Below are 16,232 nucleotides of genomic sequence, written 5' to 3'. Positions count from 1 at the left end.
TCACGCCCCGCGGTAGCGGCGGCGCAGCCGCAGCGGGATCATGGCCGACTCGACCTGGGTGGCGAGGCCCATCTTGGAGACGCCCTCGGTGCGCTCCTCGAAGCGGATCGGGATTTCCACGACCTCGCACCCGCCACGCACCGCCTTGTACTTCAGCTCCACCTGGAAGCTGTAGCCCGCGCTGTCCAGGGACCGCACGTCGACGGCGGCGAGCACGTCCGCGCGCCACATGGTGAACCCGGCGGTGATGTCGGAGATCTGCCGCGTCCCGAGCACGGTGCGCGCGTACCCGTTGGCGAACCGCGACAGGGCCTTGCGGTGCCAGCCCCACTCCTCGTCCAGGGAGCCGCCCTCGACGTACCGGCTGCCGATGACGAGCCCGGCGTCGTGCGCCAGCGCCGCCTCCAGCATCCGGGGCAGCGCCTCCGCCGGGTGCGAGCCGTCGGCGTCCATCTGCACCACGTACCGGGCGCCCTCCTCCAGCGCCGCGCTCATCCCGGCCGCGTAGGCGCGCCCGAGCCCGTCCTTCTCCACCCGGTGCAGCACGCTCATCCGGCTCTGCCCCGCGGGCAGGTCGGCGTTGTACTTCTCGGCGAGCTCCTCCGCGAGCCGGCCGGTCCCGTCCGGGCTGGAGTCATCCACGATCTTCAGGTGCAGCCCCGGCACCGGCTGGCCGAGCACCAGTTCGGCCACGCGCGGCAGGTTCGCCGCCTCGTTGTAGGTGGGCATCACCACGGTCACGGCGACGTCGGGTCTCCCCTGGTCCCGGCGATCCCTTGCGTACGTCATCCTCTTCCCCTCCCCACCGGGGGCCTCCCCGGCCCCCGGACGTCCCAGCCCGCCGCGGCCCATGCGACCGCGTCGAGCGCCCCGCGCCCGTCCACGACGGACTCGGCCCATTCCGTCAGATGCGGCTCGACGTCCGCGCGTTCCAGCGTCTCCCGCACCGACAGCGCGTACCCGAGCAGGCGTGTTACCTGAGGGTCTCGTCTCTTCTCCGCCGACCCGTACAACCGTCAAGGGCTTTCGGTCGCCGTCTCAGCAGCATCCGGCCCCCGGCAGCGTCCGCCGATTCCTGGCCTCCTTGTTCCGGGCCGCCAGCAGCTCGTCGGCGGGGTAGCCGACTTCCTCCAGGGTCAGCCCGTGCGGGCGCACCACGTGCACCGCGGAATCCCGCACTCCGGCGGCCAGCACCTTGCCCGGCCAGTCGGCGTCCCGGTGCCCGTCGCCCACGAACAGCAGCGCGCCGATCAGCGACCGCACCATGTTGTGGCAGAACGCGTCGGCCCGCACGGTCGCCGTGATCACCCCGTCGTCGCCGCGCACGAGGCTCAGCTCCTGCAACGTACGGATGGTCGTGGCGCCCTCACGCTTCTTGCAGTACGCGGCGAAGTCGTGCTCCCCCAGCAACCGCTCGGCCGCGGCGTTCATCGCGTCGACGTCCAAGGGCCAGTCGTGCCAGAGCACATGACCGCGCAGCAGCGGATCGACGCCGCCCGGGTGGTCGGTCACGCGGTACGCGTAGCGCCGCCACACCGCCGAGAACCGGGCGTTGAACCCGTTCGGCGCCTCCCGCACCGACCAGATCCGCACATCCTTGGGCAGCCGCCCGGCCAGCCGCTTCAGCAGCTTCTCCCGGTGCTCGTCCCACACGGCCTCCGGCAGGTCCACGTGCGCCACCTGCCCGCGCGCGTGCACCCCGGCATCGGTCCGCCCGGCCACGGTCAGCTCGTACGTCTGCTCGGACCGGGTCACCGTCCGCAGCGCGTCCTCGATCTCCCCCTGCACGGTCCGCCGCCCGCCGGCCTGCTTGGCCCACCCGGAGAAGTCCTTGCCGTCGTAACTCAGATCGAGCCGTACGCGCACGAAACCGTCCGCCACTTCATCACTCACCCGTAGATCCTCTCAGCAACGCGAAAGCGGGCCCGCCCCCGAAAGGGAACGGGCCCGCCATGCGCGGACGACTAGGCGTCCTTCGACTCCTCGTCGGCAGCCGGCTTGGCGTCCTCGACGGTCTCGGCGGCCGGAGCGGCAGCCTCGGTGTCCTTGGCGGCACGCTTGGTGGCGGCCTCGGCCTCACCGGTGGCCTGCTGCGCGACCGTCAGGGCCTCGACCAGCTCGATGACGGCCATGGGCGCGTTGTCGCCACGGCGGTTACCGATCTTGGTGATACGGGTGTAACCACCCGGACGGTTCTCGTAGCGCGGGCCGATCTCGGTGAAGAGCGTGTGGACGACGCTCTTGTCCGTGATCACCTGGAGCACCTGACGGCGGTTGTGAAGGTCGCCCTTCTTCGCCTTGGTGACCAGACGCTCCGCGTACGGGCGCAGACGACGGGCCTTGGCCTCGGTCGTCGTGATCTTGCCGTGCTCGAAGAGCGACTTCGCGAGGTTCGCGAGGAGCAGCTTCTCGTGCGCGGCGCTGCCGCCCAGACGGGCACCCTTGGTGGGCTTCGGCATGGTGTTTCTCCTTGTGATCTGCCCCGGCCGTATCAGGTACCGGGGTCAGCGGCCGCACCCCGAGAGGGGCGCGGAAAACCTAGTACTGCTCAGTCTCCACGAACCCGGCGTCCGCGTCGTCGTCGGCACCGAAGGCGTCGGCGGCGGCGGTCGGGTCGAATCCGGGCGGGCTGTCCTTGAGCGCGAGGCTCATACCGGCCAGCTTCGCCTTGACCTCGTCGATCGACTTCGCACCGAAGTTGCGGATGTCGAGCAGGTCGGCCTCCGAGCGGGCGACGAGCTCACCCACGGAGTGGATGCCCTCACGCTTGAGGCAGTTGTACGACCGAACGGTGAGCTCCAGCTCCTCGATCGGCAGTGCCAGATCGGCGGCCAGGGCGGCATCCGTCGGGGACGGACCCATGTCGATGCCCTCGGCGTCGATGTTCAGCTCACGGGCGAGACCGAACAGCTCCACCAGCGTCTTGCCCGCCGAAGCCATGGCGTCACGGGGACGCATGGCCTGCTTGGTCTCGACGTCGACGATCAGCTTGTCGAAGTCGGTGCGCTGCTCGACACGCGTGGCCTCGACCTTGTACGTGACCTTGAGAACCGGCGAGTAGATCGAGTCGACCGGGATGCGCCCGATCTCCTGACCGAGCTGCTTGTTCTGCACGGCGGAGACGTAGCCGCGACCGCGCTCGACGGTCAGCTCCATCTCCAGCTTGCCCTTGCCATTGAGCGTGGCGAGGACGAGGTCGGGGTTGTGCACCTCGACACCGGCCGGGGGCGCGATGTCGGCGGCGGTGACCAGACCCGGGCCCTGCTTGCGCAGGTACATCACGACCGGCTCGTCGTGCTCCGAGGAGACCACGAGCTGCTTGATGTTGAGGATCAGGTCGGTGACGTCCTCCTTGACGCCCGGCACGGTGGTGAACTCGTGCAGGACACCGTCGATACGGATGGACGTGACCGCCGCACCCGGGATCGAGGAGAGCAGAGTCCGGCGGAGCGAGTTGCCGAGGGTGTAACCGAAGCCCGGCTCCAGCGGCTCGATCACGAACCGGGAGCGGAACTCGTCGACGACCTCTTCGGTCAACGAGGGACGCTGAGCGATCAGCATGAAATGAATTCCTTCAGTTCAGGGGCACCCACTATTTGATGCCCTGAGTACTTCAAGGGTACGGGCGGCACGGCTCACCGGAGCCGTACCGCCCGAAGACCTCAGACCAAGCGGCCCGCGCCGAGAGAACTCAGACGCGGCGGCGCTTGGGCGGACGGCAGCCGTTGTGCGGGGTCGGCGTGACGTCCTGGATCGAGCCGACCTCGAGGCCGGTCGCCTGGAGCGAACGGATGGCGGTCTCACGACCGGAACCCGGGCCCTTGACGAAGACGTCGACCTTGCGCATGCCGTGCTCCTGCGCGCGGCGGGCGGCCGACTCGGCAGCCATCTGCGCGGCGAACGGCGTGGACTTGCGGGAGCCCTTGAAACCGACGTGGCCGGCGGAGGCCCACGAGATCACGTTGCCGGACGGGTCCGTGATGGACACGATCGTGTTGTTGAACGTGCTCTTGATGTGCGCGTGGCCGTGAGCGACGTTCTTCTTTTCCTTGCGGCGCACCTTCTTGGCAGCGCCCTGACGTCCCTTGGGGGGCATGTCGTTCTCCTACGGGAGGTGGTCGGTCCTACAGCGAAGACCGCTGAAAAGCGTCCGCTGAGGACTACTTCTTGCCCGGCTTCTTCTTACCGGCGATGGCGCGACGCGGGCCCTTGCGGGTGCGGGCGTTCGTGCTGGTGCGCTGACCGCGGACCGGCAGACCACGACGGTGCCGCAGACCCTGGTAGCAACCGATCTCGACCTTGCGGCGGATGTCGGCCTGGATCTCGCGACGGAGGTCACCCTCGGTCTGGAAGTTCTGGTCCACGTACTCGCGGATCTTGACGAGGTCTTCCTCGGTCAGGTCGCGGACGCGGGTGTTGCGGTCCACACCGACGGTGTCCAGCGTGAGCTGGGCGCGCGTACGGCCGATGCCGAACACGTAGGTGAGGGCAACCTCGATGCGCTTGTCGCGCGGGAGGTCAACGCCTTCAACGCGTGCCATTCATGGCTCCTGTTGATTTTCGGAGGTCTGTAGCAGAGCCACTCCCCGACGCCGTCCCCGCTGCGTTGAGCGGTTCGGTACGACGGGGTCCCCGGCCTCCGACCGAAGGTGTCGTCGCGGTGTCCAGCGTGCTGTCCACTGCCGACGGGCCCTGCATATGTACTCGATGTGTTGCGTGCGTCGCGCGAAACTCTGCGAACGAACTGCAGTCAGTCGTGCGTCAGCCCTGGCGCTGCTTGTGGCGCGGGTTGTCGCAGATCACCATGACCCGACCGTGACGGCGGATCACCCTGCACTTGTCGCAGATCTTCTTGACGCTCGGCTTGACCTTCATGGGTGAGGTTCTCCGGGTCAGTTGCCGGCGTCCCGCCGGAAAGCGGGACCGGGCAAGATCTACTTGTACCGGTAGACGATCCGGCCACGCGTCAGGTCGTACGGAGACAGCTCCACCACGACCCGGTCGTCAGGGAGGATGCGGATGTAGTGCATACGCATCTTGCCGCTGATGTGAGCCAGGACCTGGTGGCCGTTCTGGAGCTCCACCCTGAACATGGCGTTCGGAAGAGACTCGACGACAGTGCCTTCGATCTCGATGGCACCTTGCTTCTTGGCCACGCTTCGCCCTTCGAATCGACTACCTTGATCGACTCTCGCCACGCATGCGGACATGCAGATACACGAGAGCCGACGAGTCAGTCTACGTCAGCACCTCTGGAAAGACGAATCCGAGAATTCTGCCCTGCCGGAGAGATCCCTAAGCCCCCCACCACCACCTCTACTCCAACGGATCAGGCGCCGCCACCACACCCAGCTCCGCCAGCTTCTCCCGGCCGCCGTCGGGGGACGTGAGGACCAAGGGGCCCTCCTCCGTCAGCGCCACCGAGTGCTCCCAGTGCGAGGACCAGGTGCCGTCCGTGGTGATGACCGTCCAGTCGTCCTCCAGGACCTCCGTGCGCGGGGTGCCGAGGGAGACCATGGGCTCGATCGCGAGGCACAGGCCGGGGACGAGCTTGGGGCCCTTGCCGCGGCGGCGCTCGACGTAGTTCAGGAGGTGCGGGTCCATGTGCATCTCGGTGCCGATGCCGTGGCCGCCGTAGTCCTCGACGATGCCGTACTTGCCGCCGCCGGGCTTGGGCTGGCGGCGGATGTAGGTCTCGATGGCGCGGGAGACGTCGACGAGACGGTTGCCGGCCTTCATGGCGGCGATCCCGGCCCACATCGACTCCTCGGTCACCCGGGACAGCTCGATGAGCTCCGGGGCGTGCCCCGAACCGACGAAGGCGGTGTACGCGGCGTCACCGTGCCAGCCGTCCACGATCGCGCCCGCGTCGATGGAGATGATGTCGCCGTCCTCCAGGACGACCTTGTCGCTCGGGATGCCGTGGACGACGACCTCGTTCTTCGAGGTGCAGATCGTCGCGGGGAACCCGCCGTACCCGAGGAAGTTCGACTTGGCGCCGTGCTCGGCGATGACCTTGCGGGCGACCTCGTCCAGGTCCTTCGTGGTCGCGCCCGGCACGGCCGCCTCACGGGTCGCGGCGTGGATCGCCGCGACGACAAGCCCCGCCTCCCGCATCTTGCGAATCTGGTCGGGGGTCTTGATCTGCACCATGGGGGCCTGCGCTCTCCGTCATCCGGTACGAGGTGTACGTACGCCACCAACACTAAGGCCGCGGCCCCCGGAGCAGGGAACCGCGGCCTCAGCCACGTACAGGACGGAAGGGCTAGCGGCCCAGGGCCTCCATGGCCCGCGCCGTGACCTCTTCGACCTTGCCGAGGGCGGAGATCGTCTTCACGAGCCCCTGCTCCCGGTAGTAACCGATGATCGGCTCGGTCTGCGTGTGGTAGACCTCGAGCCGCTTGCGCACGGTCGCTTCCTTGTCGTCGTCACGCTGGTACAGCTCGCCACCGCAGACGTCACAGACGCCCTCGGTCTTGGGCTGCTTGTACGTGACGTGGAAGACGTGCGCCGAGTCGTTGCGGCAGATGCGGCGGCCGGCGATGCGCTTGACCACCTCGTCCTCGGGGACCTCCAGGTCCAGGACCGCGTCCAGCTTCATGTCGTCCGTCTTGAGGGCGACGTCGAGCGCCTCGGCCTGCGAGACGTTGCGGGGGAAGCCGTCGAGCAGGAAGCCGTTCCCGGCGTCCGGCTGCTCCATGCGGTCCTTGGCCATCCCGATGGTGACCTCGTCCGGTACGAGCTGACCCGCGTCCATGAACGACTTGGCCTGCTTGCCCAGCTCCGTGCCCTGGCTGATGTTGGCACGGAAGAGGTCGCCCGTGGAGATGTGCGGGATCGACAGGTTCTGGGCAAGGAACGCGGCCTGCGTTCCCTTGCCTGCACCAGGCGGCCCGACGAGGACGATTCGCATCAGCGGAGGAACCCTTCGTAATTGCGCTGCTGGAGCTGGCTCTCGATCTGCTTCACCGTCTCCAGACCAACACCCACGATGATCAGGATGCTGGTGCCGCCGAACGGGAAGTTCTGGTTTGCCCCGAAACCAACCAACGCCATCGTCGGTACGAGAGCGATCAGCCCCAAGTACAGCGAACCCGGCCAGGTGATCCGATTGAGCACGTACGAAAGGTACTCAGCGGTCGGTCGGCCAGCCCGGATGCCCGGGATGAAGCCACCATACTTCTTCATGTTGTCCGCGACTTCCTCGGGGTTGAACGAGATCGCCACGTAGAAGAAGGCGAAAAACACGATCAGGAGGAAGTACGTAACGATGTAGATCGGGTGATTTCCCTTGGTCAGGTGGTCGTCGATCCACAGCTTCCACGACGAGTCGCCACCCGCGAACTGGGCGACGAGCGCGGGGATGTAGAGCAGCGACGAGGCGAAGATGACCGGGATCACACCCGCCTGGTTCACCTTGAGCGGGATGTACGTAGACGTACCGCCGTAGGAACGGCGGCCGATCATGCGCTTCGCGTACTGCACCGGGATACGGCGCTGGGCCTGCTCGACGAAGACCACCAGGCCGACCATGAACAGGCCGACGAGGATGACGGTGCCGAACTCGATCCAGCCGTCGGCCAGCGAGCCACCCTGCTTGATCGCCCACAGGGCGGACGGGAAGGTGGCGGCGATCGAGATGAACATCAGGATCGACATGCCGTTGCCGATGCCGCGGTCGGTGATCAGCTCACCGAGCCACATCATCACGCAGGTACCGGCGGTCATCGTGATGACCATCGTGATCGTGACGAAGATCGACTGGTCCGGCACGACCTGGCTGGCGACCGGACACCCTGGGAAGATGGCACCGGTCCGCGCGGTGGCGACCAGACCCGTGCCCTGGAGGATGGCCAGCGCCACCGTCAGGTAGCGCGTGTACTGCGTGATCTTCGCGGTACCGGCCTGCCCCTCCTTCTTGAGGGCTTCGAGGCGCGGGATCACTACGGTGAGCAACTGCAGAATGATGCTCGCGGTGATGTACGGCATGATGCCGAGCGCGAAGACCGTGATCTGCAGCAGCGCGCCACCGCTGAACATGTTGACCAGACCGAACAGGCCGGTGCTGGACTTGGCCACGTCCATGCACGTCTGGACGTTCGAGTAATCCACACCGGGGATCGGGATATGGGCCCCGAGCCGGTAGATCACGACGATGCCCAACGTGAAGAGCAGCTTCTTGCGCAGGTCGGGCGTCTTGAACGCCCGGGCGAACGCGGTGAGCACGGTGCCTCCTGCGACCCCCGCGCGCGTGCGTCAGAGGTGACGGTCTTGAGGATTCGACGAATGGGTAACGGTCAACATCCGGGATTGGTGCCGGGAGCACTCAACTAGCCCGCAAATTAACAGCGGACGCCACCTTACCGGCGTACATGCCCCCCTAGGAACGACCAACCGGGGATACCCCTTTTGTGGGGTATCCCCGGTCGGGATCGCTCATGTCATCGAGACGGCGTCTGGACTCAGACGAGCTCGGTGACCGTGCCGCCCGCGGCGGTGATCTTCTCCTTGGCGGAGCCGGAGACGGCGTCGACCGTCACCTGCAGCGCCACGGAGATCTCGCCCTGGCCCAGGACCTTGACGAGGCTGTTCTTGCGGACAGCGCCCTTCTCCACCAGACCCGCGACGGTGACTTCGCCACCCTCGGGGTACAGCGAGGCGAGCTTGTCCAGGTTCACGACCTGGAACTCGACCTTGAAGGGGTTCCGGAAGCCCTTGAGCTTCGGAAGACGCATGTGGAGGGGCATCTGGCCACCCTCGAAGCGCTCCGGAACCTGGTAACGGGCCTTCGTGCCCTTGGTACCACGACCGGCCGTCTTACCCTTCGACGCCTCACCACGACCGACACGGGTCTTCGCGGTCTTGGCACCGGGGGCCGGACGGAGGTTGTGGATCTTCAGCGGGTTGTTCTCCGCCATGATCAGACCTCCTCAACCGTCACGAGGTGGCGGACGGTGTGCACCATTCCGCGGAACTCGGGGCGGTCCTCCTTGACGACCTGCGTGTTGATCCCCTTGAGACCGAGGGAACGCAGGGTGTCGCGGTGGTTCTGCTTGCTGCCGATGTACGACTTCGTCTGCGTGATCTTGAGCTGAGCCATTACGCAGCACCAGCCCCGGCACGCGCACGCAGCAGAGCCGCGGGAGCGACGTCCTCGAGCGGCAGACCACGGCGGGCCGCGATCTCCTCGGGACGCTGCAGACCCTTCAGGGCCTCCACGGTCGCGTGCACGATGTTGATCGCGTTCGACGAGCCGAGCGACTTCGACAGGATGTCGTGCACGCCGGCGCACTCGAGCACGGCACGCACCGGGCCACCGGCGATAACACCGGTACCGGGGGAAGCAGGCTTGAGCAGGACGACGCCCGCGGCCTTCTCGCCCGTGATCGGGTGCGGGATGGTGCCCTGGATACGGGGGACCTTGAAGAAGTGCTTCTTGGCCTCCTCAACACCCTTGGCGATGGCGGCCGGCACCTCCTTGGCCTTGCCGTAACCGACACCCACGGTGCCGTCACCGTCGCCCACTACGACGAGCGCAGTGAAGCTGAAGCGACGACCACCCTTCACAACCTTGGCGACGCGGTTGATCGCGACGACGCGCTCAACGTACGCGGTCTTCTCGGCGGCGGCGTTGCCACCGTCGCGACCCTTCCGGTCCCGCCGCTCGCCGCCACCGGCACCGCCACCGCGGCGCTGGGGTCCAGCCATTGGAATTACCTCTCTCTTTTTCCGCTAGCTACGCAGTGCACGAACCACTGCGTGGCGGGCGACTCAGAACTTGAGTCCGGCTTCGCGGGCGGCGTCCGCCAGGGCGGCGATGCGCCCGGCGTACTGGTTACCACCACGGTCGAACACGACAGCCTCGACACCGGCGGCCTTGGCGCGCTCGGCAACCAGGGCGCCGACCGACTTGGCCTGCGCGGACTTGTCGCCCTCGCCACCGCGGATCGAGGTGTCCAGGGTCGACGCCGACGCGAGGGTGTGACCCTTAACGTCGTCGATGACCTGGGCCACGATGTTCCGGTTCGAGCGCGTCACGACCAGGCGCGGACGCTCGGCCGTACCCGAGATGTGCTTGCGGATACGGATGTGGCGGCGCTTGATGGCCGCACGCTTGTAAGCGTCGCCCTTAGCGATCTTCTGACCGTATGCCATGGCTTACTTACCCGCCTTTCCGACCTTGCGGCGGATGACTTCGCCTTCGTACTTGACGCCCTTGGCCTTGTACGGGTCGGGCTTGCGCAGCTTGCGGATGTTGGCCGCAACCTCGCCGACCTTCTGCTTGTCGATGCCCTCGACCGAGAACTTGGTCGCCGATTCGACCTTGAACGAGATGCCCTCGGGCGCCTCGATCACGATCGGGTGGCTGTAGCCGAGCGAGAACTCCAGGTTGGAGCCCTTCGCCAGGACGCGGTAACCGACACCGCTGATCTCGAGCTTCTTCACGTAACCCGTGGTCACGCCGGTGATCATGTTCGCCACCAGCGTGCGGGACAGGCCGTGCAGGGCCTTGTTCTGACGCTCGTCGTTGGGGCGGGTGACGTTCAGGACGCCGTCCTCACCCTTGGCGATCTCGATAGGCGCGACGATGGTGTGGCTCAGGTTGCCCTTGGGGCCCTTCACCGAGACCGTCTGGCCGTCGATGGTGACGTCCACGCCGGCGGGAACCGTGATGGGGAGCTTGCCAATACGCGACATAGCTGTTTCCTCCGTTCCCTTCCGCTACCAGACGTAGGCGAGGACTTCCCCACCCACGCCCTTCTTGCCTGCCTGCTGGCCGGTCAGGAGACCGTGCGACGTGGAGATGATCGCCACGCCGAGGCCGCCGAGGACCTTCGGCAGGTTGGTGGACTTCGCGTAAACGCGCAGACCCGGCTTGGAGATCCGCTTGATGCCGGCGATCGAACGCTCACGGTTCGGGCCGAACTTCAGCTCCAGGACGAGGGACTTGCCGACCTCGGCGTCCTCGACCTTCCAGCCGGTGATGAAACCCTCCTGCTGGAGGATCTCGGCGATGTGCGACTTGATCTTGCTGTGCGGCATAGCCACGGTGTCGTGGTACGCCGAGTTCGCGTTCCGCAGACGCGTAAGCATGTCTGCGATCGGATCAGTCATGGTCATGAATTGGCCTTCGGCCTCTCTCGCCGGGGTTTCCTGTATGCGCCATCCCTCTCCCCACACAGGGGCGGGACGGGTGCGGCGCGGGGACCTACGGCGTAGTAAGCATCCATTTGCGGGCTTCGCCCGCGGGCGGTGAGGGCGGCAGAGCACGCCCAACCCTCCTAGCCTAAGCCATGAGAGCGGGGGTCTCTGCCGACCTCGTACTTACCGAGAGATCCAAGCAGTCCCGAAAAGGGGGAACTACCAGGAGCTCTTGGTCACGCCCGGCAGCTCGCCACGGTGAGCCATCTCACGAAGGCAGACGCGGCACAGGCCGAACTTGCGGTACACGGAGTGCGGGCGGCCACAGCGCTGGCAGCGGGTGTAGGCACGCACACCGAACTTGGGCTTACGAGCAGCCTTGGCAATAAGAGCCTTCTTCGCCATCTCGCTTACGCCTCCTTGAACGGGAAGCCGAGGTGACGAAGGAGGGCGCGGCCCTCGTCGTCATTGGTCGCCGTGGTGACCACGGTGATGTCCATACCCCGGACGCGGTCGATCTTGTCCTGGTCGATCTCGTGGAACATGACCTGCTCCGTGAGACCGAAGGTGTAGTTGCCACGGCCGTCGAACTGCTTGGGGGACAGACCACGGAAGTCGCGGATGCGCGGCAGCGCGAGCGACAGGGTGCGGTCCAGGAACTCCCACATGCGGTCGCCACGGAGCGTGACGTGGGCACCGATCGGCTGACCCTCACGCAGCTTGAACTGCGCGATGGACTTGCGGGCCTTGGTGATGGCCGGCTTCTGACCGGTGATGGTGGTCAGGTCGCGGACGGCACCGTCCATGAGCTTGGAGTCACGCGCGGCGTCACCCACACCCATGTTGACCACGATCTTGACGAGGCCGGGGATCTGCATGACGTTCTCGTACGAGAACTCTTCCTGCAGCTTGCCCTTGATCTCGTCGCGGTACTTCTGCTTCAGACGCGGGTTCGTGGTGGTAGTCATCAGATGTCCTCACCCGTCCGCTTGGCAACGCGGATCTTGTTGCCCTCGTCGTCGAAGCGGTAACCGACGCGCGTGACGACCTTGTTGCCGTCCTTCTCCACGACCAACTGGACGTTGGAGACGTGGATCGGGGCCTCGGTGGTCACAATGCCGCCGGCCTGCGAGCCGGAAGCCGTGGGACCGGCCTTGGTGTGCTTCTTGACCCGGTTGACACCCTCGACCAGGACGCGCTCGTCGCGCGGGTAAGCGGCAATGACCTTGCCCTGCTTGCCCTTGTCCTTGCCGGTGATGACCTGAACCAGATCACCCTTCTTGATCTTCATGCTTACAGCACCTCCGGCGCGAGCGAGATGATCTTCATGAACTTCTTCTCGCGCAGCTCACGGCCGACAGGGCCGAAGATACGGGTGCCGCGAGGGTCGCCGTCGTTCTTCAGAATGACGGCGGCGTTCTCGTCGAAGCGGATGTACGAGCCGTCCGGACGGCGGCGCTCCTTGACGGTGCGAACGATGACCGCCTTGACGACGTCACCCTTCTTCACGTTGCCACCGGGGATCGCGTCCTTGACGGTGGCGACGATGACGTCACCGATGCCCGCGTAGCGGCGACCCGAGCCACCGAGAACACGGATGGTGAGAATTTCCTTCGCACCCGTGTTGTCGGCGACGCGCAGTCGCGACTCCTGCTGGATCACGTCTATCTCCTGATTGTCTGCCGGTTCCCGGTGCAGAAGCGCTACTGACTAGCGCTTCTGCACCGAGCCTGGCGGAACGAACTCCGAGGGATACCCCTCAGAGAATTACTTGGCCTTCTCGAGGATCTCGACGATGCGCCAGCGCTTGGTGGCGGACAGCGGACGCGTCTCCATCAGGAGGACGCGGTCGCCGACACCGGCAGCGTTCTGCTCGTCGTGCGCCTTGAGCTTGTTCGTACGGCGGATGACCTTGCCGTACAGCGCGTGCTTGACGCGGTCCTCGACGGCGACGACGACGGTCTTGTCCATCTTGTCGCTGACGACCAGACCCTCACGGGTCTTGCGGAAGCCGCGGGCGGCAGTCTCTTCAGTCACAGTCTTCTCGCTCATCAGGCGCTCTCCACCGTCTCGATGCCCAGCTCGCGCTCACGCATGAGGGTGTAGATCCGCGCGATGTCCTTGCGGACGGCCTTGAGCCGGCCGTGGTTCTCGAGCTGACCCGTCGCCGCCTGGAAGCGGAGGTTGAACAGCTCTTCCTTGGCCTCGCGGAGCTTGTTGAGAAGCTCCTCGTTGCCCAGTTCGCGCAGCTCCGACGCCTTGGTACCGGTCGACATCACGCTTCACCTGCCTCGCGCTTGACGATCTTGCACTTCATCGGCAGCTTGTGGGCCGCGCGAGTCAGCGCCTCACGCGCGATCTTCTCGTTGGGGTACGACAGCTCGAACATCACGCGTCCGGGCTTGACGTTGGCGACCCACCACTCCGGAGAACCCTTACCGGAACCCATGCGGGTCTCGGCGGGCTTCTTGGTGAGGGGACGGTCCGGGTAAATGTTGATCCAGACCTTGCCGCCACGCTTGATGTGACGCGTCATGGCGATACGAGCGGCCTCGATCTGACGGTTCGTCACGTACGCCGGCGTCAGCGCCTGGATGCCGTACTCGCCGAACGCAACCTGCGTGCCACCCTTGGACATACCGCTGCGCTTCGGGTGGTGCTGCTTGCGGTGCTTGACCCTACGGGGGATCAGCATTTCGGTCAGGCCTCCGTTCCGGTGCTCTCAGCAGCCGGAGCGGCGGCGGCGGGCGCCTCGGCCTTGGGGGCCTCGGCGGCCGGAGCCGACTGCTGCGGCTTACGACCGCGACCGCCACGCTCGCCGCCACGGCCACCACCACGGGCCGGGCGGTCGTTGCCGCCACGAGCCGGACGGTTACCGGCGCGGGCCGCGGCGTTCTCGGCGCGAACCTCGGCGATGTTCTTGACGTCGCCCTTGTAGATCCAGACCTTCACGCCGATGCGGCCGAAGGTCGTCTTGGCCTCGAAGAAGCCGTAGTCCACGTTGGCGCGGAGCGTGTGCAGGGGCACGCGGCCCTCGCGGTAGAACTCCGAACGGGACATCTCGGCACCGCCGAGACGACCGCCACACTGAATCTTGATGCCCTTGGCGCCCGCCTTCATCGCCGACTGCATGCTCTTACGCATGGCGCGACGGAAGGAGACGCGGGAGGACAGCTGCTCCGCGACGGCCTGGGCCACGAGCTGAGCGTCGACCTCGGGGTTCTTGACCTCGAGGATGTTCAGCTGGACCTGCTTGCCCGTGAGCTTCTCGAGGTCACCGCGGATGCGGTCGGCCTCGGCGCCACGGCGGCCGATGACGATGCCGGGACGAGCGGTGTGGATGTCCACACGCACGCGGTCACGGGTGCGCTCGATCTCCACCTTCGAGATGCCGGCGCGCTCCATGCCGGACGTCATCATCCGACGGATGGCGACGTCTTCCTTGACGTAGTCCTTGTACAGCTTGTCGGCGTACCAACGCGACTTGAAGTCGGTCGTGACACCGAGCCGGAACCCGTGCGGGTTTACCTTCTGGCCCATTACCGGGTTCCTTCCTTGCTGCTGACGACCACGGTGATGTGGCTGGTCCGCTTACGGATCCGGTAGGCACGGCCCTGGGCACGCGGACGGAACCGCTTCAGGGTCGGACCCTCGTCCACGTACGCCTCGCTGATGACCAGCGAAGAGGCGTCGGTGTGGTCGTAGTTGTGCGCGGCGTTGGCAATGGCGCTGTCCAGCACCTTGCCGACCGGCACGCTCGCGGCCTGCGGGGCGAAACGCAGGACCGCCTGAGCCTCCGTGGCATCCATGCCACGGATGAGGTCCACCACGCGGCGGGCCTTCATGGGCGTGACGCGGATGTACCGCGCCTGGGCCCTGGCTTCCATGGTTGTCCCTTCGGTGTTAGTCATAGTCGATTCCACCCCGCCTTAGCGGCGCTTCGACTTCCGGTCGTCCTTGACGTGACCCCGGAAGGTGCGCGTCGGCGAGAACTCGCCGAGCTTGTGGCCGACCATCGACTCGGTGACGAACACCGGGATGTGGGTCTTGCCGTTGTGCACCGCGATCGTGTGGCCCAGCATGCTGGGAATGATCATCGAGCGGCGGGACCAGGTCTTGATGACGTTCTTGGAACCAGCTTCGTTCTGAGCGTCCACCTTCTTGACGAGGTGGGTGTCGACGAAGGGTCCCTTCTTGAGACTGCGCGGCATCTAAACCCGCTCCTAGCGCTTCTTGTTCGTCTTGCGGCGGCGGACGATGTACTTGCTCGAAGCCTTCTTCGGCGAGCGAGTACGACCCTCCTTCTGACCCCACGGGGAGACCGGGTGGCGACCACCGGAGGTCTTGCCCTCACCACCACCGTGCGGGTGGTCGACCGGGTTCATCGCCACACCGCGGACGGTCGGGCGAACACCCAGCCAGCGCTTACGGCCGGCCTTGCCCCAGTTGATGTTCGACTGCTCGGCGTTGCCGACCTCGCCGATCGTCGCGCGGCAGCGCACGTCGACCAGACGGATCTCACCGGACGGCATACGAAGGTGGGCCATCGAGCCCTCCTTCGCGAGCAGCTGCACGGAGGCACCGGCGGAGCGGGCGAACTTGGCGCCGCCGCCCGGACGGAGCTCGATCGCGTGGATCGTGGTACCGACCGGGATGTTGCGCAGCGCCAGGTTGTTGCCGGGCTTGATGTCGGCCGCGGGGCCGTTCTCCACCCGGTCACCCTGCGACAGGCCGCGCGGAGCGATGATGTAGCGCTTCTCGCCGTCTGCGTAGTGCAGGAGCGCGATGCGCGCGGTGCGGTTCGGGTCGTACTCGATGTGCGCGACCTTCGCCGGCACGCCGTCCTTGTCGTGACGACGGAAGTCGATCACGCGGTAGGCGCGCTTGTGGCCACCACCCTGGTGGCGAACGGTCACACGACCGGCGTTGTTACGGCCGCCCTTGCTGTGCAGAGGGCGGACCAGCGACTTCTCCGGCGTGGACCGCGTGACCTCGACGAAGTCGGCGACGCTGGAGCCACGACGCCCCGGCGTAGTCGGCTTGTACTTGCGGATTCCCATTTCTCAGTCCTCGTCCGATATTCGGACCAG

The 16,232-nt window shown here is 66.4% G+C and carries 28 protein-coding genes; all 28 read right to left on the bottom strand.

Going from position 1 to position 16,232, the window contains the following annotated elements; genetic code table 11:
- Positions 1-789 carry a polyprenol monophosphomannose synthase gene (locus tag ACIRF8_RS02180; RefSeq protein WP_404209935.1) on the bottom strand — a complete coding sequence of 263 codons (789 nt, stop codon included), beginning with the start codon at positions 787-789 and terminating at the stop codon, positions 1-3.
- Between the two features lie 249 nt (positions 790-1,038).
- The gene (truA, locus tag ACIRF8_RS02175) at positions 1,039-1,893 is read right to left on the bottom strand and encodes a tRNA pseudouridine(38-40) synthase TruA (RefSeq protein ID WP_404209933.1); all 855 of its coding nucleotides are present in this window, start codon (positions 1,891-1,893) and stop codon (positions 1,039-1,041) included.
- A gap of 71 nt (positions 1,894-1,964) precedes the next feature.
- Positions 1,965-2,459, bottom strand: a complete 495-nt coding sequence (rplQ, locus tag ACIRF8_RS02170) for a 50S ribosomal protein L17 (RefSeq protein ID WP_404209931.1) — start codon at positions 2,457-2,459, stop codon at positions 1,965-1,967.
- 79 nt (positions 2,460-2,538) lie between these two features.
- Positions 2,539-3,561, bottom strand: a complete 1,023-nt coding sequence (locus ACIRF8_RS02165; RefSeq protein WP_404209929.1) for a DNA-directed RNA polymerase subunit alpha — start codon at positions 3,559-3,561, stop codon at positions 2,539-2,541.
- A 130-nt stretch (positions 3,562-3,691) separates the two neighbouring features.
- Positions 3,692-4,096, bottom strand: a complete 405-nt coding sequence (gene rpsK, locus ACIRF8_RS02160) for a 30S ribosomal protein S11 (RefSeq protein WP_003956432.1) — start codon at positions 4,094-4,096, stop codon at positions 3,692-3,694.
- A 64-nt stretch (positions 4,097-4,160) separates the two neighbouring features.
- Complete coding sequence (rpsM, locus tag ACIRF8_RS02155; protein WP_404209927.1) at positions 4,161-4,541, bottom strand: 30S ribosomal protein S13; 381 nt, start codon at positions 4,539-4,541, stop codon at positions 4,161-4,163.
- A 220-nt stretch (positions 4,542-4,761) separates the two neighbouring features.
- Complete coding sequence (gene rpmJ, locus ACIRF8_RS02150; protein ID WP_003974245.1) at positions 4,762-4,875, bottom strand: 50S ribosomal protein L36; 114 nt, start codon at positions 4,873-4,875, stop codon at positions 4,762-4,764.
- A gap of 59 nt (positions 4,876-4,934) precedes the next feature.
- Positions 4,935-5,156, bottom strand: coding sequence for a translation initiation factor IF-1 (infA, locus tag ACIRF8_RS02145; protein WP_004927214.1), 222 nt, complete (start codon positions 5,154-5,156; stop codon positions 4,935-4,937).
- Positions 5,157-5,316: 160 nt separating this feature from the next.
- On the bottom strand, positions 5,317-6,153 hold the full coding sequence (gene map / locus ACIRF8_RS02140; RefSeq protein ID WP_404209924.1) for a type I methionyl aminopeptidase: 837 nt from the start codon (positions 6,151-6,153) through the stop codon (positions 5,317-5,319).
- A 112-nt stretch (positions 6,154-6,265) separates the two neighbouring features.
- Positions 6,266-6,913: an adenylate kinase gene (locus ACIRF8_RS02135; protein WP_404209921.1), complete on the bottom strand. Its 648-nt coding sequence runs from the start codon at positions 6,911-6,913 to the stop codon at positions 6,266-6,268.
- A complete protein-coding gene (gene secY / locus ACIRF8_RS02130) occupies positions 6,913-8,226 on the bottom strand; it encodes a preprotein translocase subunit SecY (protein ID WP_404209919.1) in 1,314 nt (437 codons plus the stop codon). Before secY ends, ACIRF8_RS02135 begins: the two co-directional genes overlap by 1 nt.
- Before the next feature lie 236 nt (positions 8,227-8,462).
- Positions 8,463-8,918, bottom strand: a complete 456-nt coding sequence (gene rplO, locus ACIRF8_RS02125; RefSeq protein WP_404209917.1) for a 50S ribosomal protein L15 — start codon at positions 8,916-8,918, stop codon at positions 8,463-8,465.
- Positions 8,919-8,920: 2 nt separating this feature from the next.
- Complete coding sequence (gene rpmD, locus ACIRF8_RS02120; protein ID WP_013001408.1) at positions 8,921-9,100, bottom strand: 50S ribosomal protein L30; 180 nt, start codon at positions 9,098-9,100, stop codon at positions 8,921-8,923.
- The gene (rpsE, locus tag ACIRF8_RS02115) at positions 9,100-9,708 is read right to left on the bottom strand and encodes a 30S ribosomal protein S5 (RefSeq protein ID WP_161304255.1); all 609 of its coding nucleotides are present in this window, start codon (positions 9,706-9,708) and stop codon (positions 9,100-9,102) included. Before rpsE ends, rpmD begins: the two co-directional genes overlap by 1 nt.
- A gap of 63 nt (positions 9,709-9,771) precedes the next feature.
- Entirely contained in the window at positions 9,772-10,155 is a 384-nt protein-coding gene (rplR, locus tag ACIRF8_RS02110; RefSeq protein WP_018528362.1) for a 50S ribosomal protein L18, read from the bottom strand.
- A 3-nt stretch (positions 10,156-10,158) separates the two neighbouring features.
- Positions 10,159-10,698 carry a 50S ribosomal protein L6 gene (gene rplF / locus ACIRF8_RS02105; RefSeq protein ID WP_404209914.1) on the bottom strand — a complete coding sequence of 180 codons (540 nt, stop codon included), beginning with the start codon at positions 10,696-10,698 and terminating at the stop codon, positions 10,159-10,161.
- 24 nt (positions 10,699-10,722) lie between these two features.
- Positions 10,723-11,121 carry a 30S ribosomal protein S8 gene (rpsH, locus tag ACIRF8_RS02100; protein WP_028812365.1) on the bottom strand — a complete coding sequence of 133 codons (399 nt, stop codon included), beginning with the start codon at positions 11,119-11,121 and terminating at the stop codon, positions 10,723-10,725.
- A gap of 240 nt (positions 11,122-11,361) precedes the next feature.
- Positions 11,362-11,547, bottom strand: a complete 186-nt coding sequence (locus tag ACIRF8_RS02095; RefSeq protein ID WP_003956452.1) for a type Z 30S ribosomal protein S14 — start codon at positions 11,545-11,547, stop codon at positions 11,362-11,364.
- 5 nt (positions 11,548-11,552) lie between these two features.
- Complete coding sequence (gene rplE, locus ACIRF8_RS02090; RefSeq protein WP_324772721.1) at positions 11,553-12,110, bottom strand: 50S ribosomal protein L5; 558 nt, start codon at positions 12,108-12,110, stop codon at positions 11,553-11,555.
- A complete protein-coding gene (rplX, locus tag ACIRF8_RS02085; protein WP_018543913.1) occupies positions 12,110-12,433 on the bottom strand; it encodes a 50S ribosomal protein L24 in 324 nt (107 codons plus the stop codon). Before rplX ends, rplE begins: the two co-directional genes overlap by 1 nt.
- A 2-nt stretch (positions 12,434-12,435) precedes the next feature.
- Positions 12,436-12,804, bottom strand: coding sequence for a 50S ribosomal protein L14 (gene rplN / locus ACIRF8_RS02080; RefSeq protein ID WP_003974257.1), 369 nt, complete (start codon positions 12,802-12,804; stop codon positions 12,436-12,438).
- Between the two features lie 105 nt (positions 12,805-12,909).
- Positions 12,910-13,194 carry a 30S ribosomal protein S17 gene (rpsQ, locus tag ACIRF8_RS02075; protein WP_018528358.1) on the bottom strand — a complete coding sequence of 95 codons (285 nt, stop codon included), beginning with the start codon at positions 13,192-13,194 and terminating at the stop codon, positions 12,910-12,912.
- Positions 13,194-13,418 carry a 50S ribosomal protein L29 gene (gene rpmC / locus ACIRF8_RS02070; RefSeq protein ID WP_018528357.1) on the bottom strand — a complete coding sequence of 75 codons (225 nt, stop codon included), beginning with the start codon at positions 13,416-13,418 and terminating at the stop codon, positions 13,194-13,196. Before rpmC ends, rpsQ begins: the two co-directional genes overlap by 1 nt.
- The gene (gene rplP / locus ACIRF8_RS02065; RefSeq protein ID WP_059424836.1) at positions 13,418-13,837 is read right to left on the bottom strand and encodes a 50S ribosomal protein L16; all 420 of its coding nucleotides are present in this window, start codon (positions 13,835-13,837) and stop codon (positions 13,418-13,420) included. The genes rpmC and rplP overlap by 1 nt, the downstream gene beginning before the upstream one ends.
- 5 nt (positions 13,838-13,842) lie before the next feature.
- Complete coding sequence (rpsC, locus tag ACIRF8_RS02060; protein ID WP_404209909.1) at positions 13,843-14,682, bottom strand: 30S ribosomal protein S3; 840 nt, start codon at positions 14,680-14,682, stop codon at positions 13,843-13,845.
- Positions 14,682-15,029 carry a 50S ribosomal protein L22 gene (rplV, locus tag ACIRF8_RS02055; protein ID WP_004571827.1) on the bottom strand — a complete coding sequence of 116 codons (348 nt, stop codon included), beginning with the start codon at positions 15,027-15,029 and terminating at the stop codon, positions 14,682-14,684. Before rplV ends, rpsC begins: the two co-directional genes overlap by 1 nt.
- 42 nt (positions 15,030-15,071) lie before the next feature.
- The gene (gene rpsS, locus ACIRF8_RS02050; RefSeq protein ID WP_404209907.1) at positions 15,072-15,353 is read right to left on the bottom strand and encodes a 30S ribosomal protein S19; all 282 of its coding nucleotides are present in this window, start codon (positions 15,351-15,353) and stop codon (positions 15,072-15,074) included.
- A gap of 12 nt (positions 15,354-15,365) precedes the next feature.
- A complete protein-coding gene (gene rplB / locus ACIRF8_RS02045; protein ID WP_164304030.1) occupies positions 15,366-16,202 on the bottom strand; it encodes a 50S ribosomal protein L2 in 837 nt (278 codons plus the stop codon).
- Positions 16,203-16,232 lie beyond the last annotated feature (30 nt).

The organism is Streptomyces sp. NPDC102406 (assembly GCF_044765725.1).
Taxonomy (GTDB): Bacteria; Actinomycetota; Actinomycetes; order Streptomycetales; family Streptomycetaceae; genus Streptomyces.
Note: the sequence above shows the minus strand (reverse complement) of the source record. Positions and strands in the feature narration are given on the sequence as shown.